General features: G+C 62.5%; 19 protein-coding genes, 1 tRNA gene and 1 other annotated feature. Of the genes, 13 read left to right on the top strand and 7 right to left on the bottom strand.

Going from position 1 to position 25,548, the window contains the following annotated elements; all coding sequences use genetic code 11:
- The first annotated feature begins 2 nt into the window (after positions 1-2).
- The 8 genes from CZ338_RS02820 to CZ338_RS02785 all read left to right on the top strand — a co-directional run bounded on the left by CZ338_RS02820 (position 3) and on the right by CZ338_RS02785 (position 9,496).
- Positions 3-950, top strand: a complete 948-nt coding sequence (locus CZ338_RS02820) for an ABC transporter permease (protein ID WP_087116750.1) — start codon at positions 3-5, stop codon at positions 948-950.
- The gene (locus CZ338_RS02815) at positions 950-2,041 is read left to right on the top strand and encodes an ABC transporter permease (protein ID WP_204211822.1); all 1,092 of its coding nucleotides are present in this window, start codon (positions 950-952) and stop codon (positions 2,039-2,041) included. The genes CZ338_RS02820 and CZ338_RS02815 overlap by 1 nt, the downstream gene beginning before the upstream one ends.
- Positions 2,042-2,043: 2 nt before the next feature.
- Positions 2,044-3,780: an ABC transporter ATP-binding protein gene (locus CZ338_RS02810; protein ID WP_204211820.1), complete on the top strand. Its 1,737-nt coding sequence runs from the start codon at positions 2,044-2,046 to the stop codon at positions 3,778-3,780.
- A 71-nt stretch (positions 3,781-3,851) separates the two neighbouring features.
- Positions 3,852-5,645 carry a choline/carnitine O-acyltransferase gene (locus tag CZ338_RS02805; RefSeq protein ID WP_087116749.1) on the top strand — a complete coding sequence of 598 codons (1,794 nt, stop codon included), beginning with the start codon at positions 3,852-3,854 and terminating at the stop codon, positions 5,643-5,645.
- 96 nt (positions 5,646-5,741) lie between these two features.
- Positions 5,742-6,338 carry a dephospho-CoA kinase gene (coaE, locus tag CZ338_RS02800; protein ID WP_087116748.1) on the top strand — a complete coding sequence of 199 codons (597 nt, stop codon included), beginning with the start codon at positions 5,742-5,744 and terminating at the stop codon, positions 6,336-6,338.
- Between the two features lie 69 nt (positions 6,339-6,407).
- Complete coding sequence (locus CZ338_RS02795; RefSeq protein ID WP_087116747.1) at positions 6,408-6,761, top strand: DUF4259 domain-containing protein; 354 nt, start codon at positions 6,408-6,410, stop codon at positions 6,759-6,761.
- Between the two features lie 81 nt (positions 6,762-6,842).
- A complete protein-coding gene (locus CZ338_RS02790; protein ID WP_087116746.1) occupies positions 6,843-7,967 on the top strand; it encodes a trimeric intracellular cation channel family protein in 1,125 nt (374 codons plus the stop codon).
- Between the two features lie 300 nt (positions 7,968-8,267).
- Positions 8,268-9,496 (top strand): IS3 family transposase gene (locus CZ338_RS02785; protein WP_143341226.1). Its coding sequence is split into 2 segments (ribosomal slippage): positions 8,268-8,544 and positions 8,544-9,496, totalling 1,230 coding nucleotides; the frame shifts between segments, so codons are not numbered across the junction.
- Positions 8,543-8,642, top strand: a sequence feature (AL1L pseudoknot). It overlaps the preceding gene by 100 nt.
- On the opposite strand, the gene CZ338_RS02780 is transcribed toward CZ338_RS02785, so the two are convergent.
- Both CZ338_RS02780 and rpsA read right to left on the bottom strand, forming a co-directional pair.
- Positions 9,475-10,542 carry an HNH endonuclease signature motif containing protein gene (locus tag CZ338_RS02780; RefSeq protein WP_087116745.1) on the bottom strand — a complete coding sequence of 356 codons (1,068 nt, stop codon included), beginning with the start codon at positions 10,540-10,542 and terminating at the stop codon, positions 9,475-9,477. The two genes, CZ338_RS02785 and CZ338_RS02780, sit on opposite strands and share 22 nt — an antisense overlap.
- Before the next feature lie 209 nt (positions 10,543-10,751).
- Positions 10,752-12,224, bottom strand: a complete 1,473-nt coding sequence (rpsA, locus tag CZ338_RS02775; protein ID WP_087116744.1) for a 30S ribosomal protein S1 — start codon at positions 12,222-12,224, stop codon at positions 10,752-10,754.
- Positions 12,225-12,614: 390 nt separating this feature from the next.
- Between rpsA and CZ338_RS02770 the strand changes: the two genes are divergently transcribed.
- Positions 12,615-13,931, top strand: a complete 1,317-nt coding sequence (locus tag CZ338_RS02770) for a YkvI family membrane protein (protein WP_087116743.1) — start codon at positions 12,615-12,617, stop codon at positions 13,929-13,931.
- A gap of 93 nt (positions 13,932-14,024) precedes the next feature.
- Here the strand turns inward: CZ338_RS02770 and polA are convergent, their stop codons facing one another.
- Positions 14,025-16,691: a DNA polymerase I gene (gene polA, locus CZ338_RS02765; protein WP_087116742.1), complete on the bottom strand. Its 2,667-nt coding sequence runs from the start codon at positions 16,689-16,691 to the stop codon at positions 14,025-14,027.
- Between the two features lie 131 nt (positions 16,692-16,822).
- Here polA and CZ338_RS02760 point away from each other — a divergent pair.
- A tRNA-Leu gene (locus tag CZ338_RS02760) sits at positions 16,823-16,899 on the top strand.
- A 240-nt stretch (positions 16,900-17,139) separates the two neighbouring features.
- On the opposite strand, the gene CZ338_RS02755 is transcribed toward CZ338_RS02760, so the two are convergent.
- The 3 genes from CZ338_RS02755 to CZ338_RS02745 all read right to left on the bottom strand — a co-directional run bounded on the left by CZ338_RS02755 (position 17,140) and on the right by CZ338_RS02745 (position 21,498).
- A complete protein-coding gene (locus CZ338_RS02755; protein WP_087116741.1) occupies positions 17,140-19,107 on the bottom strand; it encodes a hypothetical protein in 1,968 nt (655 codons plus the stop codon).
- 100 nt (positions 19,108-19,207) lie between these two features.
- Positions 19,208-20,179, bottom strand: a complete 972-nt coding sequence (locus CZ338_RS02750) for a tyrosine-type recombinase/integrase (RefSeq protein ID WP_087116740.1) — start codon at positions 20,177-20,179, stop codon at positions 19,208-19,210.
- Between the two features lie 194 nt (positions 20,180-20,373).
- Positions 20,374-21,498, bottom strand: a complete 1,125-nt coding sequence (locus tag CZ338_RS02745; RefSeq protein ID WP_087116739.1) for a hypothetical protein — start codon at positions 21,496-21,498, stop codon at positions 20,374-20,376.
- A 179-nt stretch (positions 21,499-21,677) separates the two neighbouring features.
- Between CZ338_RS02745 and CZ338_RS02740 the strand changes: the two genes are divergently transcribed.
- From CZ338_RS02740 to CZ338_RS02730, 3 genes are all read left to right on the top strand, one after another.
- Positions 21,678-21,923, top strand: a complete 246-nt coding sequence (locus tag CZ338_RS02740; protein ID WP_235839403.1) for a helix-turn-helix domain-containing protein — start codon at positions 21,678-21,680, stop codon at positions 21,921-21,923.
- Between the two features lie 36 nt (positions 21,924-21,959).
- Positions 21,960-22,256 (top strand): helix-turn-helix domain-containing protein, encoded by a 297-nt coding sequence (locus CZ338_RS02735; RefSeq protein WP_087116737.1) that lies wholly within the window; start codon positions 21,960-21,962, stop codon positions 22,254-22,256.
- Between the two features lie 300 nt (positions 22,257-22,556).
- Positions 22,557-22,916: a VOC family protein gene (locus CZ338_RS02730; protein ID WP_087116736.1), complete on the top strand. Its 360-nt coding sequence runs from the start codon at positions 22,557-22,559 to the stop codon at positions 22,914-22,916.
- Positions 22,917-22,959: 43 nt separating this feature from the next.
- Here the strand turns inward: CZ338_RS02730 and CZ338_RS02725 are convergent, their stop codons facing one another.
- The gene (locus tag CZ338_RS02725) at positions 22,960-25,548 is read right to left on the bottom strand and encodes a DEAD/DEAH box helicase (protein ID WP_087116735.1); all 2,589 of its coding nucleotides are present in this window, start codon (positions 25,546-25,548) and stop codon (positions 22,960-22,962) included.

Below are 25,548 nucleotides of genomic sequence, written 5' to 3'. Positions count from 1 at the left end.
CAATGGGCAAACTCATCGCTCGCCGACTCGGCTTGAGCATCTTCATTCTCCTGGCAGTTTCGGTGATCATTTTCTGCGCCACGCTGCTCCTGCCGGGCGACCCCGCCCGCGCCATTCTGGGCCAGCAGGCCACCCCGGAGCGCATCGCCGCCCTCGAGGCCGAGATGAACCTGGACAAGAACCCCTTCGAACGCTACTTCCTGTGGCTCGGCGGGGTGCTCACCGGCGACTTCGGTACTTCCACCACCACCGGCGGACCGGTGTCTGAGCTCCTCGGTGAGCCGCTGGTCAACTCGCTCGTGCTGATGGCGCTCGCTGCTCTGATCGCGATTCCGCTGGGCATCCTCGTGGGCATCTACGCCGCATGGTGGCGCGGTTTCCGCCGCGACCAGGCCATCACCTGGGTCACCTTGATCCTGGCGGCAATGCCGGAGTTCGTCATCGGTATCCTGCTGGTCACCGTCTTCGCCACCTCGGTATTCCAGGTGCTGCCGGCGGTGACCATGTCGCAGCCGGGGGCGTCCGTGTGGTCGTACCCGTCGCAGCTGGTCTTGCCAACGCTCACGCTCGCCCTTGTTGTCAGCCCCTACATCGCCCGCATGACACGCGCGACCATGATCGAAACCCTCGATTCCGGTTACGTCGAAATGGCCCGTCTCAAAGGCGTTCCCGAGCGCCGCGTCATCTTCCGCCACGCGCTCCCCCACGCGATCGGCCCCATCGCACAGGTCGTGGCCATCCAGCTCGCGTGGCTCGCCGGCGGCATCGTCGTCGTCGAGTACCTGTTCCGCTACCCCGGCCTCGGCGTCGCCATGATCGACGCCGTCAACTACCGCGACGTCCAGGTCGTTCAAGCAGTGACCCTCCTCATCGCTGCTGTCTACGTCGTGGTCAACCTGCTCGCCGACATCGTGGGCATCATGGCCAACCCGAAGCTAAGGAGCAACTAATGACCCAGCCGCACAACACTGGCGCCGAGTCGCTCAAGGCTGACAAGGCTGTCAAAGCCGCCGCAACTGAACCCGACGCCGCGAACGCGAGCTCCCAGGCGCAGACGAGCGCGGCCGATGCGCCCGCCACCGGCGACAAACTCAAAGCGTCCCTGTCCAAACCCGACCCACTGCTCAAACGCATTTGGGCTCAGCCTGAGGGCAAGGTGGGCATGATCCTCACCGGGCTGGTCCTCCTCGTCGCCGTCGTGGGGTACTTCTTCACTGAACAGCTCACCGGTTACTCCACCACGGAATTCCTGGGCCTGCCATTCACCAGCGAAGGACTCTTCGGTACCGACAACCTCGGCCGATCGGTCGCGTCGCGCTTCATCGGCGGCGGGCTCATCCTGCTCATCACTGCCTTCTTGGCCACTGTGCTGGGAATGGTCGTGGGCACGATCTTGGGCATGATCGCGGGATACACGGGTGGCAAGACTGATGCGATCATCATGCGCATCAACGACGTCTTGCTCGCGTTCCCTCAGTTGATTTTCGCGATGCTCGCCATCGTCATTTTCGGTCCCTCCGCCACCGTCCTGGTCCTGGTCATCGGACTCACGCACGCTCCCCGCATCGCCCGCGTGGCGCGTTCCGCAACCCAGTCGGTCACCAACGAGGACTACATCCGCGCGGCACAGATGTACTCGGTCCCCCACTGGAAGATCCTCACCCAGGAAGTCCTCCCCAACATCACGGGCCCGCTGGCTGTGGAGGCGGGTCTGCGCCTGACGTACTCGATCGGCTCCATCGCATCGCTGTCCTTCCTTGGCCTGGGTATCCAGCCGCCGGCAGCTGACTGGGGCCTCATGATCAACGAGAACCGCATCGCCCTGTCCATCCAGCCGTGGGGCGTCGTGCTTCCGGTGATCGCGATCGCACTGCTGACCATCGGCACCAACATGCTTGCCGACGCCGCCGCACGCGCCACCGCTTCCACCGCCACCCCCATCAAGCGCACCGGCGCAACCGTCCCGAGCGACCGCCAAGCAAAGGTGGAGCCAATCATCAACGAAGACACCCGCAGCCGCAGCGCTGCGTCGAAGGAGTAGGCATGACTACCTCGATAAACGCAGACGGCGCACAGCCGAAGAAGACCTCGCTGTGGTCCACGACGGGTGGTCAAGGCGAGTACGTTCCCCCGGTGCGAAACGATGAGACTCTCGTTCTGCGCATCCGGGACCTGCGCATGGCCACATACAACGGCACGGAAATCCTCCACGGCGTGGACATCGACTTGTACCGCGGAGAGATCGTCGGGCTCGTCGGCGAGTCCGGCTCCGGTAAGACGACGGCGGGTCTCGCCGCACTCGGCCACGTGCGCACTGGCCTGACCATTACGGACGGCAGCGTCACCCTCCACTCGCGCGACGGTGAGACCACCGACGTGCTTTCACTCAGCGAGGACGAGGTCCGCGACATGCGCGGCGCCCGCGTCGCATACATCCCGCAGGACCCCGCACTCAGTCTCAACCCCGCCATGCGCGTCGGCGACCAGATCCGCGAAGTCCTGGACATCCACGGCTACGGCTCGAGCTCTGCCGAGCGCGCCGACCGCGTCCGCGAAGTCATGCGCGACGTCGACTTGCCGGACACCGACGAGTACCTGGCGCGCTGGCCGCACCAGCTCTCAGGCGGCCAGCAGCAGCGTGTCGGCATCGCCATGGCCTTCGCCATGTACCCCGACGTGCTCATCCTCGACGAGCCGACCACCGGACTCGACGTGACCACCCAGAATCACGTCCTGACGACCATCCGGTCGATGACGATGAAGAACGACGTCGCCTCCCTCTACATCACCCACGACCTCGCGGTCGTCGGCGAGCTTGTCGACCGCGTCATCGTCATGCTGCGCGGCGACATCGTTGAAGAAGGCCCATACAACGCCGTCCTGTACAACCCGAAGCACGCCTACACCCGCAAATTGCTCGGGGCCATCCCCGACCTGGAAGGTGAAAAGGATATCGCGGGCAACGACAGGTGGACGGACTCGTGGAAGGAGGCGCACGGGGCCGAGGAGGCGTCGATAAGCTCTGCGAACGAGCCTTTGCTGCGCGTACGCGACCTCGAAATGGCGTACGGCGACAACAAGGTCCTGCACGGAATCAACCTCGCGATCGAAGCCGGCGAGTCCACACTGCTGCTCGGCGAATCCGGCTCCGGTAAAACGACGCTCGCGCGCTCCATCGCCGGCCTCAACCCCGGATACACCGGTGACGTGCTCCTACGCGGCGAGGAGCTCAAGCACTCCAGCCGCGACCGCACGCTCGAGCACCGGAAAGACATCCAGTACATCTTCCAATCGCCCTTCTCCTCGCTCAACCCGCGGCGCACCATTGGTGAATCGATGAGCGTCCCGCTCGTCATGGCCGGCGAGCTATCCAAGAGCGAACAGCGCGCGATCGTCGAGGACACCCTCGAATCCGTGCAGCTCGACCGCAGCTTCTACGACCGCCGCCCCGGCGACCTCTCCGGTGGTGAGCGGCAGCGTGCCGCGATCGGACGCGCACTGGTCAACGCGCCGTCGGTGCTCGTGTGCGACGAGATCACCTCGGCGCTCGACGTGTCCGTCCAAGCGTCGATTCTGCGGCTGCTCGCAGAGCTCCGCCACGAACGTGGGCTGTCGCTGCTGTTTGTCACGCACAACATCGCGCTCGCGCGGCACATCTCCACCCACGTTGCCGTGCTGAACAAGGGGGTCATCGTCGATGACGGGCCTGTCGACGATGTCCTGAACAACCCGCAGCACGAGTACACCCGGAGTCTGCTGGCGAATATCCCGTCGCTCTAACGAAGCGGCCTGTGCGCCGTAGGTAAGGTGGGGAGAGTAAAACCGCAGGCGACACATAGGAGGCTGACTCCGTGGCATACCCCACTCCCCACCCCGCAACGACCGACCTCAAGCCGCTGCCGGTCCCGCCGCTCCACGACACGCTCGACGCCTACAACCACGCGCTGACGGCGGTGCTGAGCGGCACCGAGCTCGACCGCGCCCGAGAGGTCGTCGAGAACTTCCGCACCGGCGCTGGCCCGCAGCTCGACGCCGCGTTGCGGGAGCGCGCATCCGAGCGGGAGGCAGCCGGCACCAACTGGCTTAACGACGAATGGTATTCCTCCTACCTCACCACCCGCTCCCCCCTGCCCTTGTCCACGAACGTCGGCTTCCAGATCGCGCTTCCGGCCGCTGACGACGCCGATGACACTGCCGGCCCCGGCGGACTTGACCGCGCCGTGGAGTTCATCCGCCGCGCCGCCACCGTCCACCTGGCTGCCGCCGCCGATGAGACCCCCGAGGACGTGGATGCCCGCGGCAACCGCATCACCATGAACCAGTGGTTCGTCTATGCCGGCGGCATCCGCCACCCCCAAGCCGACGAGGACACCATCATTCCGACCGAGCTCGGCGCAGCGTCCCGCGAGATCGGCGTGTTCGTCGACGGCCGCCTCTTCGCTCTCCCGATCAGCGACGCCGACGGCACGCTCCTCTCCGCTGACGCTGTGCGCGCCGGCATCGAGCAGGTCCAGCAGCTCGCCCGCTCCGGTGCTACCGGCGCTTTCGATTTCAACGCGCCGTCCCTCCTCGGCTCGGAGGTGCTGGCGGATCTGCTGCCTACGATGCTCTCCCAAGGCAGCAACAACGCCATCTACGACCGTCTGCGGGACATGCTCTTCACCGTCGACCTCCAGGACGGCGAGACAGCCGCTTCAGCTCTCACGGACGCGGACGCAGACGCGGGCGCGAAAAGCGACACCGAGCGCATCCGCGAAGCCACGTTCGCTCCCCGCGGCGCGTGGGCATACAAGCCGTTGAGCTACCAGATCAGCCTCAGCAGCGACTGGATCGCCGTCCACGTCGAGCACTCCTGCCAGGACGGTGCGACGTTGGTCACCGCCATCACACGTATGCAGAACGCAGAGCTCGGCGACGGCTCCAACGCCCAAGCGACCCCGGAGGAGCTCACTTGGGAGCTCGACGACCCCACGACCCAGGACATCACCGCGCGGCTCGAGGACTTCCGCGACGCGGCGGCGAAACTCGCCACCGACATCATCACCGTGCCCCACAGCCTGCCCGCGAACCTGCCGTTCAAGATCAGCCGCGACGCGTCCGCCCAGCTGACCATGCACATCGCGCAACAGCTCACCTACGGGCGCGTGCGTGCTGTCTATGAAGCGGTGGACATGCGCGAGTTCTGCGCCGGACGCACCGAGTGCCTGCGCGCCGCCACGCCCGAGGCCGTCACTTTCGCGCAGAAGCTTATCGACGCCACCGCCACCCCCGACGACCTCCAGAACGCCCTCAACGCCCACCGCGGCTGGGTGAAGCGCTGCAAGTCGGGCAACGGTTTCGACCGCCACATCCAGATGATGGCCACCATCGACAGCAGCGACCCCTTCTTCACCGACGACGCAGCGACCGCCGCTCGCCGGGACTTCCTGTCCACCACCTCCATCGGCGGCGCGAACCAGATCGTCCGCTACTGCTTCGCACCGACGCTTCCCGAGGGCTTCGGCATCTCCTACACCCCGCTCCCCGAGGACGCCGAGTTCTGCGTCTCCTGGAACGTCGACACTGCCGAGGAACCGGAGGAATTCCGCGCGAACATTGCCCGCGCCTCTGAAATGTTCTGGGACTTCTGCGCCAAGCAGGCGTAACTGCTGGGTGTAGTTGAGGGACACCATTGAAAGGCACAATTGGCTCGCCCAGCTGGAGACCAAACCAACACAGCGAGTGAAAGGAATTCGGAGATCATGAGGAAGATCGGGCTGACGGGCGGGATCGGGAGCGGGAAGTCGACCGTCGCGAAGCTGCTGGCGGAACACGGCTTCGTTGTGGTCGATGCCGACAAGATCGCCCGGGAAATCATGGAGCCCGGCTCACCTGTGCTGGACGATGTGGCCGCCGCGTTCGGCGAGGACCTCATCGCCGAGGACGGTTCGTTGGACAGGGGGGAGTTGGCGAGGAGGGCGTTCGTCGATAAGCCGTCGACTGAAAAGCTGAACTCGATCACCCACCCGGCTATCCGCGCGGAATCCGAGCGTCGATTCGCGGCAGCCGAAGCTGCGGGCGAGCCTGCCGTGGTCTACGACATGCCGCTACTCGTGGAACTCGGCATGCACCGAGACATGGACCTCACAGTCGTCGTCGACGTGGACGCGGAAGAACGCGTCCGGCGACTCACCGCCTCGCGCGGCCTCGACGAAGCTGACGCCCGCGCCCGGATCGCCCAGCAAATCGACGCCGACACGCGCAACGCCGCCGCCGACATCATCATCGACAACAACGGTGCAGAAACGGACCTGAAACCACAGGTTGAAAGGCTCATTGAAAAGATTCGCCAGTTTTAGCCCATTCGTCGAACAACGTTCAAAGACACGCTACGTCCCATTCACCTGAGCTGCCTAAGGTGTCCCGCTATGGGAACATGGGACATCGGGCCGTTCGACAACGACCCCGCTGTGGACGCCGTCGCCGCGCTTGCAGACGGCTCCTTCCGCATGGACCAATTCCGCTTCGACTGCGGCCGCGGGCCTCTGGGCACCGACGAAGCTGAATCCGTCATCGCGCTCGCCGCAGTTCTCAAAGGCCACGTCCCCTCCGAAGACCACGCCGCCGCTCTGCGCTACCCCTTCTCCCTCGACGACCGGCGCTGGATCCGCCACCGCGCCACCCAAGCAATCCGCCCAGAAGGCTCCGAGCTTTACGACCTCTGGGAGAACGCAGGCGAACTCGAGACCTGGCTCGCTGAAACCAAGAAGTACGTCGCCTAAACGCCCCCTTTGGCGCTCCGTTTTCCATCCCACCCGCCTCCATTCTGACGCACCGACGGGCCACCTCTACAATTTCCACCTATGTCTGTGGACCAGGTCGACCCGCTCATCAGCTCTATCTACCAATGGATGGATGTCTCCGGCGTACTGCTGATGGGCATCATCGGTGGCACGCTCGCACGGCAGCGCGGCTACGACATCGTGGGGTTCTTCTTCATCGCCATGCTGTCGGCGCTTGGAGGAGGCATGCTTCGCGACGTCCTGATCAACCAAGGCACCGTCGCCGCCATGAGCCAACCGGAATACCTGATCCTGGCGTTCACCGGAGCATTGATCGCCCGGTTCACCTACTTCAAAGGCCGCGCGTGGGAGTTCCTTCAATCCCATGGCGACGCTCTTGTTTCCGCTCTGTGGGCCGCCACGGGTGCGTCTAAAGCCATCCAGTACGGGCTGCCCGTCTTGCCCACCATCATGATGGGCGTGTTCACCGCCACCGGCGGCAGTATGATCCGCGACGTGGTCACGGGCCGCGAGCCCAGCGTGTTCGGCGGCAACCAGCCGACGGTGATTCCGGCGGTAGCGTGCGCCGTGATCGTTCTCATCGGAAACGCCACCGGTTTCCTTGCGCTATCCATGGTTCTCGGACCAATCGCTAGTTACGTCCTGTTCCTCTTCGGCTACTACGGCAACTGGCGTATCAGCCAGGACCCGGAGTTCGCTCCTGTCAACGCAACGGTGAATGCGACTGCCACGCAGGTGGCTTCCCTTGCCCGGAAAGCCGAGCACCGCTCCCGCGCGGTAGCCCGAGGACTGGAGCCCAAGAGTATGCGTTCCTGGCGGCACAAGCAGATGGAGAAGGCGCTGCAGCGTCGTATCGAGGCTGAGATCCGCAAGGGCAAACGGCCGGCGGACGCCCGCAGCGACGCGGACGAGTTCCTCGCGGAGTTCACCAACCAGTTCCCCGTCATCGATTCCGAGATGCTCGACACAGCCCAGCACGGCAATCCCACGGACGAGGAAAGCCTCTTCGAGGGAATCGGTGTCGACCTCTCCGGCGATTCCTACGACGCGGAGGCCTCCGAACCCGACCCCGCCGAAACCGAGGCCATGCACGCGGACATGCTCGACCTAATTCTCTCCGACGCAACGCTTACCGACGAACTCATCGAGCGCCTAGTCGAACGCTACAACCAGAGAGACTCTTAGAGTCTGCGCCCCTGAGCCACACACATGCGTCCGTACTCCGCGCATGCCGATAGGGCCGCAGGGCGTGCTTCGCCCCCGGCCGTCCCGGCTGTTCCGGCTATTTCAGCTCGCGCCTCGGACGCGCGGCTACTTCCGCAGCTTCTGGCTTCTTCCCGCTACCGCGGTTGCCGTATGGTTCGGGTTATTCTCGTTGTTTTCCGAACAGTAGGTGCATCGCACCGTATTGGTGGGTGGTGTTCGCCGCCGGTCGTGAAGTGTCCTGGGTTTAGTTCCGATCATTTCTAGAGAAGGATTGGAATCATGCCAAGGAAGTACAGTGACGAGTTCAAGGCCAAGGCAGTGCGTTTGGCTGAGGATCTCGTTGAGCTCGAAGGGTGTTCGAAATGGGGTGCAGCCGTAGAGATCGGTGAAAAGCTCGGCATTCCAGCGCACACGCTCAACGATTGGTTGAAGCCGAATATGGCCTCGTCCGATGTTGAGATTGGCGCCGGCGAGTCAGCGGCTGACGAGCTGAAGCGGCTCCGGAAAGAGATTAAGGAGCTACGCAGGGCTAACGAGATCTTGAAAACCGCGTCAGCTTTTTTCGCGGCGGAACTCGACCGTCCCACCAGAAGATGATCGAATACATCGATGCGTATCGCGATCGCTTCGGGGTCGAGGCTATCTGTCGCACCTTGAAAGAGACAGAATGTGGGTTCATCACCTCTCGCGGTTACCGAGCAGCGAAAGCACGAGCGCCGTCGGCGAGGAGTTTGTCAGATGCGCTGCTTATTCCTGAATTGGTGAGGGTCTACGAGGACAACTTCAGCGTCTACGGGGTCCGCAAGATGTGGAAGGCTATGCAGCGCGCCGGCTGGAACATCGGTCGTGATCAGACCGCGCGTTTGATGAAGCAAGCTGGTATTCAAGGCCGCAGGCGTGGCCGCACACCGATGACAACGCTTCGGGCCAACGTGCCGGATTGCCGCCCTGACCTGGTCAACCGTGACTTCACTGCACCCGCGCCGCACCGGTTGTGGGTCGCTGACATCACCTATGTGCGCACCTTGTCTGGTTTTGCCTACACCGCGTTTATCACCGATGTGTACTCCAGGAAGATCGTCGGTGTGGCGACTCGGGCGAGCATGCGTACCGATGAACTGCCGTTGGAGGCCTTTGAGCACGCCCTGTATCACGCTGGTGATCTTCGCTCAGAAGGGCTTGTCCACCACAGTGACCGCGGCTCGCAGTATGTCTCGATCCGTTACGGTGAAGCGCTCACCCAGGCAGGTATCGATCCGTCTGTCGGCACCGTCGGCGACTCCTATGACAACGCGTTGGCTGAAACGGTCAACGGGCTCTACAAAACAGAGCTGATTTATCCCCACCGGCCGTGGGCATCGGTCGGTGAAGTCGAGATCGCCACCCTTCGCTGGGTGCACTGGTGGAACAACCAGCGACTTCATCAATCCCTGGGATATATCACTCCACAGGAGATGGAGGACGCCTACTATCAACGATCAGACGCTCAAACGTTGGGCGTTAAATAAGCGGAACAAAAACCAGGACGCTTCAGTCGCCCCCTAGGTGATACCCACACCGGGGTCCCTGCCCTAATCTCTACCCGTCCCCGGTGGTGGCGGGTGGGGTCATCATCGTTGGTGCGGTTGTGATACCTGCACACCACCGCCAAGTTATCCATGTTGGTCTGCCCGCCGCGTGACCACGCGGTGACATGATGCACCTCGCAATGATCCGCGGCGTGCCGGCACCCCGGCACAGGACACGTTGTGAGTGTTGCTCGGGCCAGGTCACGCTGCTTCGCATTGGCGAAACGTTTCGTGTCGTATAGGTTCACCGCACCCGCCTGCGGATGGAACACCGCCACCTCAAGATCCTCACCATGGAACCGAGCCAAATACTCCGCACCTGTCATGGTGGTGCCGTCAGACAGTCCCAGGATGGTGTCGTTGCCCTCACCACGCAGAATCCTCGTGTGCTCTGCGAGCGGCACCACCACCAGTGGGCGGGGTACAGCATCAGCCACACCACCCTCACCACGCAGAATGTCGGTCAGTGCTTCGTACATTTGTGGGCCTGCCGGACGATTCGGATCCAGATTCCGGCGCAAGGCGTACTCCAAGGCGGCGATGAAACTAGCGTCACCCGTGGCGGTAAAGGAGCGTTTGCCTTTCTTCGGTGTGCTGAACCGGACCGTCGACTCCGGGGCGGGTGTGTCCTGATCGGGATCGGGAATGATGGTCTTCGCCCGACGGCGCAGAGTGTTGTAGTCCCCGTGCACGGACAACAACGCGAGGCGGAGCCGCCACGTCTCACTGGCCGGTGTGACTGCTTTGAGTTGGTTTTCGATCAACACCAACTGATCCAGAGACTTCCCCGTCTCCCGAGCAATACGGATGGCATGGGCTTGCTGACGGGTGAACCGGGTTGTGCCGAAATAGATGGTGTGGACACGCTCCCACTCATCAACAGTGGCGGGTTTGACGCCGGCGTCACGAGCAACCTGACGGTCAAAACCAGCCAGGACATCCATGGGACTCGTGATCGAGCCGAGGAACACGTCAAACGAAGTCATGCCCCACACGCTAAAACCCGACAACCACGAAGGAAAGCACCCAGCCCGTAACCTGTGGATAACTGCGTTGACGTGTCAGCGTTCTGTGGATAAACGAAACCGAAAGACGTTCCTGACATGGGGAAAGGGAAGGTTCCATGAAAGGTTGGCGGGGCGTCGATAAGCATGCAAAAAGACCCGCACCGAAGTGCGGGCCTTGATTGGCGGCGTTAGTTGCCTGCGAGCTTCTCGCGCAGTGCGGCGAGCTGCTCGTCGGAGGCGAGGGAGCCACCCTGCTCAGCCTCACCAGCGGACGGTGCTGCCGGAGCTGCAGCCTCGCCGGAGGTGGAGCTGTAGTTGGTCTCGCCCTCGCCGGCTGCCTCGGCCTCTGCGGCGGCAGCGCGGTGACGCTCGATCTGAGCGGTGTGAGCCTCGTGCAGGCGGGCGGCCTCGGCGTAGCGAGCCTCCCACTCCTGGCGAGCCTCGTCGTAGCCTTCCATCCACTCGTTGGTCTCCGGGTCGAAGCCCTCCGGGAAGATGTAGTTGCCCTGCTCGTCGTAGGAGTCGGCCATGCCGTAGCGGGACGGATCGAACTCCTCGGAGTAGTCCTCGTCTGCCTGCTTGAGGGACAGGGAGATGCGGCGGCGCTCGAGGTCGATGTCGATGACCTTGACCATGACCTCTTCGCCGACGCCGACGACCTGGTCCGGAACCTCAACGTGGCGCTGTGCCAGCTCGGAGATGTGGACGAGGCCCTCGATGCCCTCTTCGACGCGGACGAACGCACCGAACGGGACGAGCTTGGTGACCTTGCCCGGGACGATCTGGCCCACAGCGTGGGTGCGGGCGAAGACGCGCCACGGATCTTCCTGGGTGGCCTTCAGGGACAGGGAGACGCGCTCGCGGTCGAGATCGACGTCGAGAACCTCGACGGTGACCTCGTCGCCGACGGTGACAACCTCGGACGGGTGGTCGATGTGCTTCCAGGACAGCTCGGACACGTGGACGAGGCCGTCAACGCCGCCAAGGTCGACGAATGCGCCGAAGTTGACGATGGAGGAAACGACACCCTTGCGGACCTGGCCCTTCTCCAGCTGGTGGAGGAAGTCGGAGCGGACTGCGGACTGGGTCTCCTCGAGGTACGCGCGACGGGACAGAACGACGTTGTTGCGGTGCTTGTCCAGCTCGATGATCTTGGCTTCGAGCTCCTGGCCGATGTACGGGTCCAGGTCGCGGACGCGGCGCATCTCGACGAGGGATGCGGGCAGGAAGCCGCGCAGACCGATGTCGAGGATGAGGCCGCCCTTGACGACCTCGATGACCGTGCCGGTGACCGGCTGGTCGTTCTTCTGCAGCTCTTCGATGGTGCCCCAGGCACGCTCGTACTGGGCGCGCTTCTTGGACAGAAGCAGGCGACCTTCCTTGTCCTCCTTGGTCAGGACAAGTGCGTCGATCTCATCGCCGATTTCGACGACCTCGTCGGGGTCGACGTCGTGCTTGATGGAGAGCTCGCGGGTCGGGATGACACCTTCGGTCTTGTATCCGATGTCGAGGAGGACCTCATCGTGGTCGACCTTGACGACGGTGCCGCTGACGATATCCCCATCGTTGAAGTACTTGATGGTGGCGTCAACTGCGGCGAGAAAATCCTCAGTGCTGCCAATGTCGTTGATGGCAACCTGCGGGGTAGTAGAAGTGGGCATAGGTTATGTTGCTCCGAAATGGATAGGAGATAGCAATTGGACATGAGCGCATCTCTCGAAAAAGCAGCTTATCGACGAGCCTTTCATCATCTCCTGCCCCACCTTCAAGCAACTACCTAAAGGCACAGCCAAAGCACGGCACGCCGTGTCAGAGCTGGGATTTCGATCTCGCTTCCAGCGCGGGCGGCCCTCCTATTACGACCGTGACCTCGCGGACAGCGTAGATACGCCCTAGCGAGACTAGTCCATTTCCCCTGCTCGAGCAAACTTTGGTCCGGTGCGTCGGCGCAGTGAGCTGCGGCACGCATTGAGCATTTGCTCAGCAATAGCATTACCCTTATACAGTCAACCAAATTTGATAGCGCCCGCGGGCGCATAGGTGGTGTTTTTATGTTGAAGCGCGGTATCGGGATCGGTTTCGCGTTCATCGGCGTCGTTGTGGGCGCCGGTTTCGCATCCGGTATGGAGGCGTTCCAGTACTTCGTCTCCTACGGCGAAAAAGGCATGTGGGGCATCGTTCTCGCGAGCGTTGTCATGGCGTTTGCCGCAGTGGCCTTTCTCGCTTTCGGCTCGTATTTCCAGGCGACGGAGCACACTCGCGTTTTCGGCGAGGTGTCAGACGGATTGTCTTCGAAGATCATGGACTGGTCGGCGATCGCGTGCATGTTCAGCGTCGGCTTCGTCATGTTTGCGGGCGCCGGCTCGAACTTAGAGCAGGCGTACGGGTGGCCGATTTGGGTCGGCGGCGTCTTGATGCTGGCCATCATGTTGTTGGTGGGCCGGCTGGACGTGGACAAGATCTCCGTCGTGCTGGGCTTGGTCACGCCGCTTTTGATCATTTTCGTGCTCATCGCGTCGATCTGGACGTTCACGCACGCCAGCGTCGATTTCTCCGCTCAGAGCGAGTGGACTCAGGCGAATGTCGAAGGCGCAGCCGGAGCCCCGGCGTGGTGGCTCGGTGCACTGAACCACACGGGTCTGAACGCGCTGTGCACGGTGTCCATGGCGATCGTGATCGGCGGCGACCACTTCGACAACAAATCGGTGCGCATCGGCGGATTGATCGCAGGCTTCCTGTACGCGGCGATGCTGGCGCTGCTGGTGGTCACTCTCTTCATTGAGGCGAAGGCCGTCAACGGCGACGACATGCCGTTGCTTACCGTGCTGTTCAACATCAACCCGATCCTTGGCCAGGTGATGACGTGGGTCATCTTCCTCATGGTGTTCAACACGTGCCTGGGCATGATCTACGCGCTGGCGAAGCGCCTGACGCGCAACAACCCGGGCCGTTTCTACGCTGTTTACGTCGCAGCGTGCCTTATTGGCTTCGTCCTGTCGTTCATTGGTTTCAAGCCGCTGGTGGCTAACCTCTACCCGATCCTGGGCTACCTCGGGCTCTTCGTCATTGCTGTGCTGGTGTACCAGTACTTCCATTACCGCGATCTCCTGGACCGCGAAAGCGAGCTGCGCACCGCGGCGGTGGACCTCATGTCCGACGAGGAAAACCTCGACCCGGACAGCGAGTTCGCGGACATGTCGCTCGAGGAGCTCGCGGAAGAGTCCAGTCTCGACAACGAAGAGTTCCGCGAAGCTTTGGAGTCCGAGCTCGAGGACGCTGAAGGCGCAGTGGACCTCGAGTCCGCTGACGTTGATAGCTCCGGAAGTGCGTCTGGGCCTGCAACCGGATCGGGCTCGACGAAGATCTAGGGCCCAAGGAGAACAATAGAAACAACACTGGCGCAGCCCCCGAATCTCACGGGAAGCTGCGCCAGTTTTCTGTTGCCCGGGGTTGCGCGACGGCTAGTGCGCGGCTTCGTCCCAGTTGGAGCCGGTTCCGGCGGAGACCTCGAGGGGGACGCTAAGGGAGATGGCGCGGTCCATTTCTTCCTCGACGATCGCACGGACCTGCTCCAGCTCGCCGGGCGCGACTTCGACGACGAGTTCGTCGTGGACCTGGAGCAGAACTCGGGACGCGAGAGGCTCACCGTTAAGGCGGGCACCGGCGAGGGCTGCGTCGACGCGGATCATGGCCACCTTGATGATGTCTGCGGCGGTGCCCTGGATCGGCGCATTGAGTGCGGCGCGCTCGGCGTTCTCGCGGGCGACGCGGTTGTCGGAGGTGAGCTCCGGCAGGTACCTGCGTCGTCCGAAGACGGTGGAGGTGAAGCCGTCGCGGCGGGCTTGCTCGACAACGTCGTCAAGGTAGCGCTTCACTCCGCCGAAACGCTCGAAATAGGCCTCCATGATCTTCTTTGCCTCGCCCGCCGGGATACTCAACTGGTTGGACAGGCCGAAGGCGCTGAGACCGTAGACGAGGCCGTAGCTCATGGCTTTGACGCGGCGACGCAGTTCGGGCGTGACTTCGCTGATAGGCACGTCGAAGACGCGGGAGCCGACGAAGTTGTGTAGGTCCTCCCCTTCCTTGTACGCCTCGATTAGGCCGGGGTCCTCGGACAGGTGCGCCATGACGCGCATCTCAATCTGGGAGTAGTCGGCGGTGAGCAGGCATTCGTAGCCGTCGCCGACGGTGAACGCGGAACGGATCCGGCGTCCAGCTTCGGTGCGGACGGGAATGTTCTGCAGGTTCGGCTCTGTGGAGCTCAAACGCCCGGTGGAGGCGACGGTCTGGTTGAAGGTGGTGTGAATGCGGCCGTCGTCCTGAACTGTCTTGATCAGGCCCTCGATCGTGGACTTGAGTTTCTGCCATTCACGGTGCGCGAGCAGTTGGTCGAGGAACGGGTGCGGGTTCTTCGCGGCCAGAGCCTCGATCTCTTTCGCGGCGGTGGAATAGCCGGTCTTGGTCTTCTTCGTCTTAGGCAGCTCGAGTTTGTCGAAGAGGACGACGGAGAGCTGTTTGGGGGAAGAGAGGTTGAGGTCGGGTTCGTCGACAAGCGAGCGCGCCGTGTTTTCGGCGTCGGTGACCTTCTGCGCGATCTCGGCGAGCTGCTCCTCGAGGACGTCGACGTCGACCGCGATGCCGGTGTCCTCCATCTCCGCGAGAATTCTCAAAAGAGGCAGCTCGAGGTCTGCGTAGAGCTCGTACGAATCGATCGCGCGGAGTTCCTCGGCAAGCGCCGCGGACAGTTCGAGGATGGCAAGTGCCGAATCGACGTCAGACGTGTCCTCGTCGAGCAAGCTCAGCTGGTCGGTGTGTGCCGAAAGCTGGCGCTGCAGGTGGCGCTGGTAGACATCGGCGAGGTCGTACGTGCGCTGACCGGGACGCAGAAGGTACGCGGCGATAGCCGTGTCGTGCGCGATGCCCCGCAGGCTAATTCCGCGTCCGCGCAGCATGTGCCACACGGCCTTCGCGCTGTGCAGGTACTTTGGCGCGTCGGACTCGAGCCACGTCTTCAGCGCGGAGTCCTCGGCTGCGGACAGGTCGCTCAACCGCTTGCTCACTCCGTGGCGCTGCTTATCGACGACCCCCACACCCCACGCGTCCCCCGCCCCCGGAGTGGCGTCGCCCGTGACGAAAAGGGCGAGGCCTTGACCTTCACGGGCGGCGAGCCAGGAGTCGAGAGGTTCGTCGTCGATAGTGAGCTCCGGCAGTTCCTCCGCCGCGGTCTCGGGGACGGCGACGTCGGTGGGGACTGCGGCGAGGACGCGCTCGCGGAGGTTGACGCCGAACTCGAGATCGTCGAAAGCCGTCGCGACGGCGGTGACGTCCGCGGGCTTGAGCTCGAGGTCGTCGGGGCTAACCGGCAGCTCGAGGTCGCGGACCATTTGGGTGAGCTCCCGGTTGAGCTGGACTTGCTTGATGCGCTCGCGGAACGCGTTGCCCGCCTTGCCCTTGATGTCCTCGGCGTGCTCGATGAGCGAATTCAAGTCTCCGTACTGGACAATCCACTTGGTAGCGGTCTTCTCCCCCACGCCCGGGATATTAGGCAGGTTGTCGGACGGGTCGCCGCGCAGCGCCGCGAAGTCCGGGTACTGCGCGGGAGTCAGCCCGTACTTCTTCTCCACCTCTTCGGGCGTGAAACGCGTCAGGGTAGACACACCGCGCGTCGGGTAGAGCACCGTGACTGCGTCGTTGACCAGCTGGAGGTAATCGCGGTCGCCGGTGACGATGATCACCTCGAACTCGTCCTGCGCCTGGGTGGTCAGCGTGGCCAGGATGTCGTCGGCCTCGTAGTTCTCTTTGGTGAGTGTGACAATGCTCAAGTCCCCGAGCACGTCCTGGATGATCGGAACCTGACCCTTGAACTCTTCCGGTGCGGCGGCGCGCTGCGCCTTGTACTCCGGGAAGCGCTCTGTGCGGAATGTCTGCCGGCCGATGTCGAAGGCGACTGCCACGTGCGTGGGCTGCTCTTCGGCCAGAATATTGGAGAACATCGACAGGAACCCGTACACCGCGTTCGTGTGCTGCCCGCCGGAGGTGGAGAAATTCTCCGCCGGGAGGGCGTAAAAGGCGCGGAAGGCCATTGAGTGGCCGTCGATAAGCAGAAGTCGTTTCTTGTTCTCACTCACAGCGACCCACTCTACCGAGTGCCCGACCTTCCCCTGGCGGGGTGATCCGCGGCGGCACGGCACCCGGGGTTCTCCCCTGACAGCGCCCTTATTTCGTCCTTGAATCCCGCTGCGCTATTCTTAACCAGCACGCCCCAGTAGCCCAATTGGCAGAGGCAACGGATTCAAAACCCGTCCAGTGTGAGTTCGAGTCTCACCTGGGGCACCACCAGCTCGGGGGGTTTCGGAGAACTTTTCGAAAGAGTTCGGAAAACTTTCACCGGAACCCCCTTTACTTTTGTTTTCAGCAAGTCGCGACGGAACCCGCTGGTAAAAAGAGCTTCGCCGAACGCCAAACGCCCGGAAATCGGCAGATTAAGACCGATTTCCGGGCGATTTTTGCTATTCGAACACGACTTCTAGGCCGCGGCCCTCCAGAACTCTTTTTCTGGTGGCTTGCGGCCTGCGTTTACGCGGCGACTGGCGGGGCGTTCGGGAACGTACCGGCGATTGACTTCTCACTCCTCTTGCGTTCGAGGTCATCGCGACCGCCGCGCGGTGTCGGGTCATTGTCATCGCCGCTCTCGTCAAACCAGGACGAGTCGGACGCGAGAAGTAAGACATTCACGGCCACGCACGAAATCGCGGTCGCAATCAGCTGGCCTGCCCACCCCCGCATGAGGCGCATAGTTGAGTCGCCAATGCCGACGCCGCGGGCATTCTTGAGTTTGTCGTTGCGGCTTTCAATCATGTTGCGCTGACCGTACACATCCTGCCACTCCGGGGTGCCGTACGCGGGACCCTGCTGGAGCCACCGGGCACCGTCCTCGACGCTGTTCTTGATAGTCACCGAAGCCTGTCGGCAAATCGCGGGTGGTGCAGCAGAGAAGCCAGATACGTCCTTGACGGTCAGTTCGAGTCGTTGTTTAGCAGTGGGCTTCTCGTCCCCTCGTGCCACGAGAGCACAAGCAAGGGCCGCGCCTGGAGCCTTGACCGGGCACCGGAATCGACGGTCGCCGTTCTCGTTCGTCGTGCCTTTTGTGGCGAGCGCGAACTTCTTCCGCCCCTCCAATCGGCCCATGTACGTCTCGTGGTCAATGTCGCCAGCCTCGTACTCGGAGTGCGGGTCTATGAGACCAGGGAAAGACTGGATTCCCGGCGAGTAGAGTCCGCCGTCAATGACCACCGCGCCGGACGGCAAAACAGTTTGGAGTCCACGCTGCTTGTCCTTGTAGTCGAAGACGAGGTCATACCCCTCTTCACGCAGCGGAATGTGCATGCCCTCCGGCTTTTGCGCTGGGTACAAACGGTCGAAGAGCATGAAACCGCGGGGTAATTCCGGCCTCTCAGTGACATTCTGGAGCGACTCCCAGAGCCGCTCGGTAGGGTTCACACCCGGACGGTGGAAGCCCATGCCGAGAATCAAACCCGGGTTGCCGCCCCGTTTCGCAAACCCCGGCCCGGTCATCGCGGCGATGGTCGCCTCGAAACCCCATACGTAGGTTCCACCCTTAACCTCCGGATTCTCCCCGTCATGGTCGGTGGTCTCCTTGTGGTGCCAGCCAGCCACAGGGGTCGAAGCCACAAGAGCGTCGTCTGGAACAGACCCCTGTTGCATCCGCTTGCGTGCCGGGGTGCCTCGCCGGGACACCTGGAGCGATGTGCCGTCAACGGCGACCGTGCCGTCCCACTGGGCGAAGGCCTCGGGGTCCATGAGTTCCACACTGGCCCAGATAAGGCGATTCGTGAACTCCGTTCCGCGTGCGCGGCGCTTCTCGCGGAAAGCCGCAGTCTCTTCGTCATCGTTAACGTCGAGTTGTCCACCGGGGACCAAGTCGAGCCACTCGCCGACGGTGTAGCGCTCTCGCAGTCGAATCTCCGGGTAGGGCTCCATGGTCTCGCGGGTCACCCAGATCGTGTACCAAACGCGGTCTGCCCACCGCTCGCGAATCCAGCGACGCTGGCGCTTGTCCTTTACGTCGAACTCCTCTTCTTCTAGGCCGAGCAGCTCCCAGATGGCAGGAGTCAGACCGAACGCAATTTTCCGGCCCATGTCCTGAAAGTGCTGCGCCTCGCGCTGGATAGCCAGCAGAAGCCAGAGCGTCAATGCCGCGTGGATGCTCACTTTCCTTGGCCGCCCACCCCGGTTCGTAATGAGTCCGTCCTCAATGCGCCATTGCTCCACAAGGCCGACGACCCCGGAGCGTTCCACAATGTCCCAAGCCATTTTGACCGTCGAGTAGACCTCGCGACGCTGCTCGATATACAGCCAGTCGCGGTCCGCGGCCTTCTCTTCGCGTGCTTCGAGCTCCTTTTCGGACGGGGCAACTAACGCCTCGTCCCAAGCCTTCTTCCGCTTCTTCGTCGGCTTGGTGTCGATCCTCGCCCAGTGCTGACGTACCTGCGCCAGCCATTCGCTCTCGTAGTGCTGGGACATCGTGGTTCACCTCCTCTCGCGGGTGTTTTTGGCAATAAAGGACTCGCCCCGGGTACTCACCAGGGGATTTACGGTTGGTGTTTGGTTAGTTCTGGGGCGTTTACGCTCCGCCTCGAATCACGGTGAGGGAAGCCCGTCCCGCCTCTCGCTTCGGACCTCCATGCAGTAGAGCCCTTGCTTCTCGCGCGGTGGTTTGCTCGTCACTGACAAGGAAGCGCCGGTAGTGCTGCAAGTCGCTCAAGCCCGCAGCCTCAATCACCGCAGACTCGGGTACGCCTCGACGGACTTGGGTGACAATCCAGGTTGTGCGCGCGCGAGACATGTCCACTGCCAGCGATGGGCGGTGTGACCTTTTGAGGAACAAGGCGACAGTGCCCGCTGACGAGGTCGTCCGCTCCGGACGGAACAGCCAGCTCTCTTCGCTCACCGAACGCTCGACGGCCTCTCGAATCACCTCGGCCCAATCATGGTCGACGGGTACAAAACGCTTGCTTGCCCCGCGGTAGCCCGACGGGTACACCACCGTCCCGGCCTCGTCCGTTTCGACATCCGCGGCGGTAAGCGTTGCGACCTCTCCGGAGCGAAGACCCGCTCCGAGAGTGAGCGCCAACAGTAGGTTTGCCTGACGGCGACGCTCCTGTGTCGATTCACCGTCCGCCCAATGCCGTAGGCGAGTCATCTCGTCCTGTGTGTACGGGGCGCTCTTCTTGTCGGTGCCGTACTGCGGCCTTTCCCTGGGCGTGTCGTAGTGGCGGTGAGCGGCCTGGCCGACAACGCGAAGCAACGAGCGAGTAGTGCCTTGGACGTGGGTTGAGTAGCCGGACTGGTCAACGTAGGCATTAACCGTGGCCTCGGTAAACACCGTTTCAACTGACACTTCCCGTCCGGTCATCGAAACGTAATCAGCGAGACGAGCAACGGTGCGAAGTGCGGCGCGGGTCTTGTCCGCGCTCCATTCCTCCGTCACGGCAGTCGAAACGGACTCCGTAACGAAATCTCGGACCGCGTCCCAGCGAGCCCTCGGCAGGACCGTCGGGGTGTAACCGGCAATGACCTCATGTGTGGTGGGCATGTCGAATTGTCCTTGTCCGCCCACGCCGTAGGTGGCGGGTGCGTGGGCTATCTCTGTGGTGGGGTGAGATAGCACCAGCCTGGGTCGACACCTAAAGGTCGTCAAGGTCCACGACCGGCTCATGCGCCGGCCAAAGTGATTTCGGCCATCGCAGCAAGCTGGCATCGGGTCACGCTTTGTACTGCACGTTTCACTCATTTCAAGCCTCCTTCAACGACGCGCAGAGATGCACTATGCGTACTATTTGGTTCACCCGTCTGGGGGTAGGCTCCCTGGCCTACGCCTTGCTCCGTCACCTCGGTGCCGGCTCTTGAGCCGATACCTGCCCAATGTCCGACACCGCCAGCGCTCGCTGTCAGACCAGGCCAGTCCGTGTACGGATCAGTAAGCACCTCGACGTGGTCTTCCACAGTGTCTGGGCGCTCGGGGTTCACCCTCGCGAGACGTTCAAACTCGTACAAGTGCGTCGTTCCAATAGCGGCAACCGCAACTTCTCGCGGGACCGCGCGGATTACCTGTACCGCCCACGTTGCACGGAGTCGGCGCAGCGAGATTCTGAATTTCCGTCCTCGGTTCAGCTCCTTCTTGACCAGGTCATTGACGTCGCTATACGGCAGCAAGGGTTCGCCTGGGTCTTTCGCCTCGGCCACCGCAGCGAGCCTCGGCCCGAAGACCGAAGCGACGGGCACTTCCGGGGCGTAGCCTGCGCTGCGAAGTCGCTTGACATTTACCCAGGTCACCCCGTCACGGACGGTCACGTCACTCGCGCGGACAGTTTCCATGCCGTCGCAGATACCCGCTCCGAGTCCAAGCGCCAGCACAGTGAAAGCCTGCTTTCGTGTGAGTGGCGTGGTCTGGGATTGCACCCAATGGCGGAGCGCGTCAAAGTCATGTTTCGTGTACGGCTTCGCCTGCTCTTTAGGCTCGCGCGGTTGAAGGCTTATCGACTTGACGGTGAGCGTCATGGTGATCTTGTTGAGGTACGAGCGAAGCACGGTGGTGTCCCGGTGCGACTCGGCTAGGTCGTCCAACGCCATGCGGCAGATGTCCACGTCGAGTACCGTCTCGCGGGTCACTGGCCGGCCGACGCGGTGGCAGTACGCGGCGACGTGGGTCAGCGCACGCATGTATTTTGAGACCTCGCTGTGGCGGTTTTGCCGAAGGTGGAAGTGCTCGGCGCCGCCGGCTTCGAAAGCCTCCAGAGCAATTTCTCTCACTACTGGCGCGACCGTTGCCCAAGTGGTGTCGCTGACGAACTTCGGCTTGTACCCAGCTACTCGCCGCTCGACGTACTCACGCTCTTGCACAGTTAGCCCCACGACAAGCCCCCTTCACGAGCAAGTGTCGTACCCCCGAAACGACCTACGCTGCGGAGACCGCTCCGAACCCCGGTACGGTGAAACCCATGTCCACTTTCCCGCCGCCGCGCGAGGCCTACCCCCATTGGCCTGACGTCGACCCAGAGGGGCTTCCGCCCGTCTACGCAAAGGCGCTCGGCATGCGACAGGCACTCGTGCGCGAGATCGAGCGGTATATCGAGCGCGGCTGGGCTGCGTCCCAGAAGGACTTCGCGGAGCGAGCCGGCATTGGAGAGACCGTGCTCCGTCGTTGGCTTTCCGGCGAGCGGTGGCCGGCCGTGCATACCGTCGCGGCGGCCGAGGCGGTGCTCGAAACGTCGCTCTGGCCGCACCAACTCGCCCGCAAGCCGCACCTGCGCTCTAAAGGCGGCTACGACTACCCCTAGCAGCAGACTTCTTGTCCCTGCCGCTACGGTGGGGGCATGGTACGACCGAAGCCCGGCAGTCCGGCAAAGATGTATCCGGGCTGGCCTGACAGTCTCGACGTGACGGTGCCCGAACACCAGATGATCCAGGCCATGGTCATCAATCTGCGGCGCGAGCGGAACCGCTATAGAAGCGTCAAAGGGGTCGCGGAGAAGTCTGGCGTCGCCGCCTCGACAATCTCGGACATCCTCAACGGCAATTCGTGGCCGACGTTGGAGACCGTGGCCAGGCTCGAAGTCGGACTCGGTGTGCGTCTGTGGCCGGGGGTAAAGGCCACCCGCGGAAATACGTAGTTCGTTTTGCATATCTCCACCGTGTCGTGGGAGAGAACAAACACCAGCAGAAAATAGTGGGGGTAATTCATCACGCCGTAATGAGACGACAAGTCGTCTCGAAACGGTAAAACGGAATAATCCGGTACGCCGTAGATAAGTTTTGTGTAGCCATGAATGCACTTGTGCTGCTCAGTCCGACTTCCTCAGTACGGATTGTGGTGCTGGTGGCTTGTATTGATTCCCGAAACCCAGATTCCTATGGGTCCACCGATGTCCCAGGTAACGTGGACAGAACAATCTTGAGTTTGGAGGAAGAAAATGAACCGCGAATTGGTTTTCATCGTCTACGTCAGCGACATCCAGAAATCGGTTGACTTCTACAGGGATTTGCTCGAAGTCGAAACAACTTTTGAAACACCGCGTTACGTCACTTTCGGACTAGCGGAAGGCGTTGCTCTGGCCCTGTGGACTGGAGAGTCATCAGCTCTGGCGGGCGAACCAGTACGTACTTCGGAAGTTTGTCTGAACGTCACGGCAGAGCAGGTGCAGGAGACTTACGACGCCTGGGTTGCGAAGGGTGTTCGCGTCATCGAAGAGCCGCACGAGGACGTATTCGGCACTACATTCGTCGTTGCCGACCCTGACGGCAATCGCGTTCGGGTCGCGCCAATCGACTAGTCATTCACTGGCCAGGTAAGCCTTGAGGTCCACGAAACGACCGTTACTTGTAGTCGTACCCGTGTTTCTCGTACACGGCCTCCGCGCTTACCGCCTCGGCCACCGCTGCGCGAACCGCCTCGGACTTCAAGTCGAGAACTCGAAGCGACTCGGCGTCCGCACCGGAGACCGACTCGATGCGAACGAAACGGTCTCCGTACTGCTCCGCGTAGCGTGCCAGCCCGCGTAACTTCCCGAGCGCGTCTCCAAGGTACGCCCCGTGCGGGTCAACGATGGACGCCCGCATGGCGCCTTCCCGGTCGCGGAGGAAGAAGATGAAGTCTGGCTGCACAGAACGCCAGCGGCCGGTGGCCTCGTCGTAGTAGACCGCGGTCACTGCGTCTGGGCTTGGTCGAGACGGGTTGCGGTACCAGGCCTGGGCACCCGAGCGTCCCATTTCGGTGCTTACTACCTTCCGCTCCCACTCGTTGAGTTTGGCCGGAGCAGTTCCGTCCTCGGCGGCCAAAGCGTGGCCTTCGTAGCGCGGGAACGGGTCAATTTCCTTCGTCTGCGCGTTCCAGGCACCCGGGGACATCAGTCGGTTCTTCGGCTTCGTGAGGTAGACGAAGCTGGGGTCCTCTGCCATCTCGCGAAGAGTGGTGTACGTCGTTTCACGGCTGTCCGGCAGCGCGGCAATCTCAGCGCGGGTGGCGTCGAGCCATTTCTTCGCGGTCAGATCAGCCTCGCGCCACAATGCGTCGCGGGCACCTTCGACTTTCCCGAGTGCGGCGAGCGTCAGGTGCGCCTCGATGATGAGGTTCTCGTCCTCTTCACCACGCTCGATGCCGGCCACGAGGTAGTCGTTGACCCACAGGTTCGCGAGAGCCCGGGTGTAGACCGGTGTTGCTCGCTCGAACGCCGCAGAAATGACCCTGTCATCGGCCACGAGTTCCAGAACGTTCTCATCGTCCAATTCGCGGTCGGAGTAACGGTAGACAAGGCGGGTGGTCTCCACCTTCAAGATGTCTTCCTTGGCCTTGTCAACCTCGTCGGCGTAGCGCACGAGCAAACCGTTGACGGCAGCGATCAGCTCGCGCTCTGCCTTGACCTGCCCACTGTCGAGCAACCCGTCGCTCTCCAGCTCCACACCCACGTTGAGCAAACGGGAAATAGGCTTGTCGGAGCGTTTCGGCGCGATTTCCCGGGGCAACTGCGTAAACAATTCCCACAGATCGTCGTTGTCCACAGGTGTAAGCAGCTCGGGCTCCACCACAGGGTCGATGGGTGGCTTGATCGTGCCGTCGTCGTCCGGGGCATTGATGCCCTGCACGACCTCTTCGGCAGCGGTGCGGTTGAAGCGCGGCAGCAAACACAGAACTGAGTTGAGCAAATCGTCTCCGGGGATACGACGCGCGAGCGGAGACCGCACCATGCGGCCAATGACCTGAGTGATGAAGTCCTTGTCGTTGGCCGGCCTGTAGGAGACCATCACCTCTGCACGCGGACAGTCCCAGCCAGTGGAGATAGCCGTCTTGGCGAACAGAACGCGAATCCACTCGCGATCTTCAACTGACTGAGGCTCGACATACGGTACGAGCACGTCGCCGGCCTGGATAGGCGTGTGTTCGCCGAAGACGTGGGCGAAGCAGTCATACGGCAGCTCCGGCCAGCCCTCACGCAGTGACTGGATCACGCGGTACATGTCCTCCGGGGTCGCCAAATCCCGCATCTGCACAACCATGAGAGGCACAACCCGCTTGCCGTCCCCGCCCTGCTCAGCGTGGTACGCCGCCCAGCGGCGGGTAGACTCTGCGAGCAATCCTGCGGCCTGGGTGACGAAGACGTTCTCGAACGCTTCACCTTCTTCGCCTGGAATTTGGAGCTCAACAATGTCTTTGAGCAGACCAGACTCCTGCACCTCGTCCACGGGCACCTCAACATCATCAAGGACAAGACGGGCCCCTGGCATGTTGTGCATCATCGTCTTGAACTTGCCCGGTGTCGCCGAGATACCCATGACCACCGGCATCGGCGGCACCGGGGCGGTAGCGCCGTCCGGGGTGTGGCCGGCGATTAGACGGTGGAGGATCGTCTCGCGGTCAGACTGCTTACCAGAGCCGCGGTGGGCCTCGTCCACGACGAAATACACGTTGTGGTCTGGCGACTCAAGAGTGTTCCGCAGCGTGTCCCAGATCGTCACCTGACCAGTGTCGGGAGCGGCCTCGAAGAGCTCGAAGTTGTTCGACTTCCTCCGCCCGCCCGTAAGCAGACTGCCCTTCGAGAGCTTCTGAGTGTTGAGGAAGTAGATTTTGCCCTGTTCCAGCTCAGGCCGGATGAACGAGGAATCAATTTCGACCGTGCGAGACGCCAGGTGGCTGGACGCGCCCTCAATGCGGTGGCGGGATTGACGGTTCAGGTCGGGGTTGTCCGAGAACCAGATGATGACTGCCTTCTCGTCTGGCACCCGGTCGTCGGACGGTAGCAGAAGTCGCTCGAACACGTCGGTGGCGATGACGGTCTTGCCGGCACCCGTGGGTGCGGAAAGCGCGAACGCGGCCTGCTGCCCAATCGAGCGAACCTGGTTGGCTTCATCAAGATGTTCGAGAATCTCGCGCGAGGCAGTCTCTTGGTAGGGCTTAAGCGTGTACTTCAT

It is taken from the genome of Corynebacterium urinipleomorphum, assembly GCF_900155535.1.
Classification (GTDB): domain Bacteria; phylum Actinomycetota; class Actinomycetes; order Mycobacteriales; family Mycobacteriaceae; genus Corynebacterium; species Corynebacterium urinipleomorphum.
This window is presented reverse-complemented; position numbering and strand designations above follow the sequence as displayed.

Coding starts and splice junctions, on each gene's coding strand:
- CZ338_RS02815 (WP_204211822.1), top strand. CDS start 950: ATGACCCAGCCGCACAACACTGGCGCCGAGTCGCTCAAGGCTGACAAG.
- CZ338_RS02750 (WP_087116740.1), bottom strand. CDS start 20,179: ATGCCCACCACACATGAGGTCATTGCCGGTTACACCCCGACGGTCCTG.
- CZ338_RS02810 (WP_204211820.1), top strand. CDS start 2,044: ATGACTACCTCGATAAACGCAGACGGCGCACAGCCGAAGAAGACCTCG.
- CZ338_RS02790 (WP_087116746.1), top strand. CDS start 6,843: ATGTCTGTGGACCAGGTCGACCCGCTCATCAGCTCTATCTACCAATGG.
- CZ338_RS02770 (WP_087116743.1), top strand. CDS start 12,615: ATGTTGAAGCGCGGTATCGGGATCGGTTTCGCGTTCATCGGCGTCGTT.
- CZ338_RS02780 (WP_087116745.1), bottom strand. CDS start 10,542: ATGACTTCGTTTGACGTGTTCCTCGGCTCGATCACGAGTCCCATGGAT.
- CZ338_RS02730 (WP_087116736.1), top strand. CDS start 22,557: ATGAACCGCGAATTGGTTTTCATCGTCTACGTCAGCGACATCCAGAAA.
- CZ338_RS02795 (WP_087116747.1), top strand. CDS start 6,408: ATGGGAACATGGGACATCGGGCCGTTCGACAACGACCCCGCTGTGGAC.
- rpsA (WP_087116744.1), bottom strand. CDS start 12,224: ATGCCCACTTCTACTACCCCGCAGGTTGCCATCAACGACATTGGCAGC.
- coaE (WP_087116748.1), top strand. CDS start 5,742: ATGAGGAAGATCGGGCTGACGGGCGGGATCGGGAGCGGGAAGTCGACC.
- CZ338_RS02735 (WP_087116737.1), top strand. CDS start 21,960: ATGGTACGACCGAAGCCCGGCAGTCCGGCAAAGATGTATCCGGGCTGG.
- CZ338_RS02820 (WP_087116750.1), top strand. CDS start 3: ATGGGCAAACTCATCGCTCGCCGACTCGGCTTGAGCATCTTCATTCTC.
- CZ338_RS02755 (WP_087116741.1), bottom strand. CDS start 19,107: ATGTCCCAGCACTACGAGAGCGAATGGCTGGCGCAGGTACGTCAGCAC.
- CZ338_RS02740 (WP_235839403.1), top strand. CDS start 21,678: ATGCGACAGGCACTCGTGCGCGAGATCGAGCGGTATATCGAGCGCGGC.
- CZ338_RS02725 (WP_087116735.1), bottom strand. CDS start 25,548: ATGAAGTACACGCTTAAGCCCTACCAAGAGACTGCCTCGCGCGAGATT.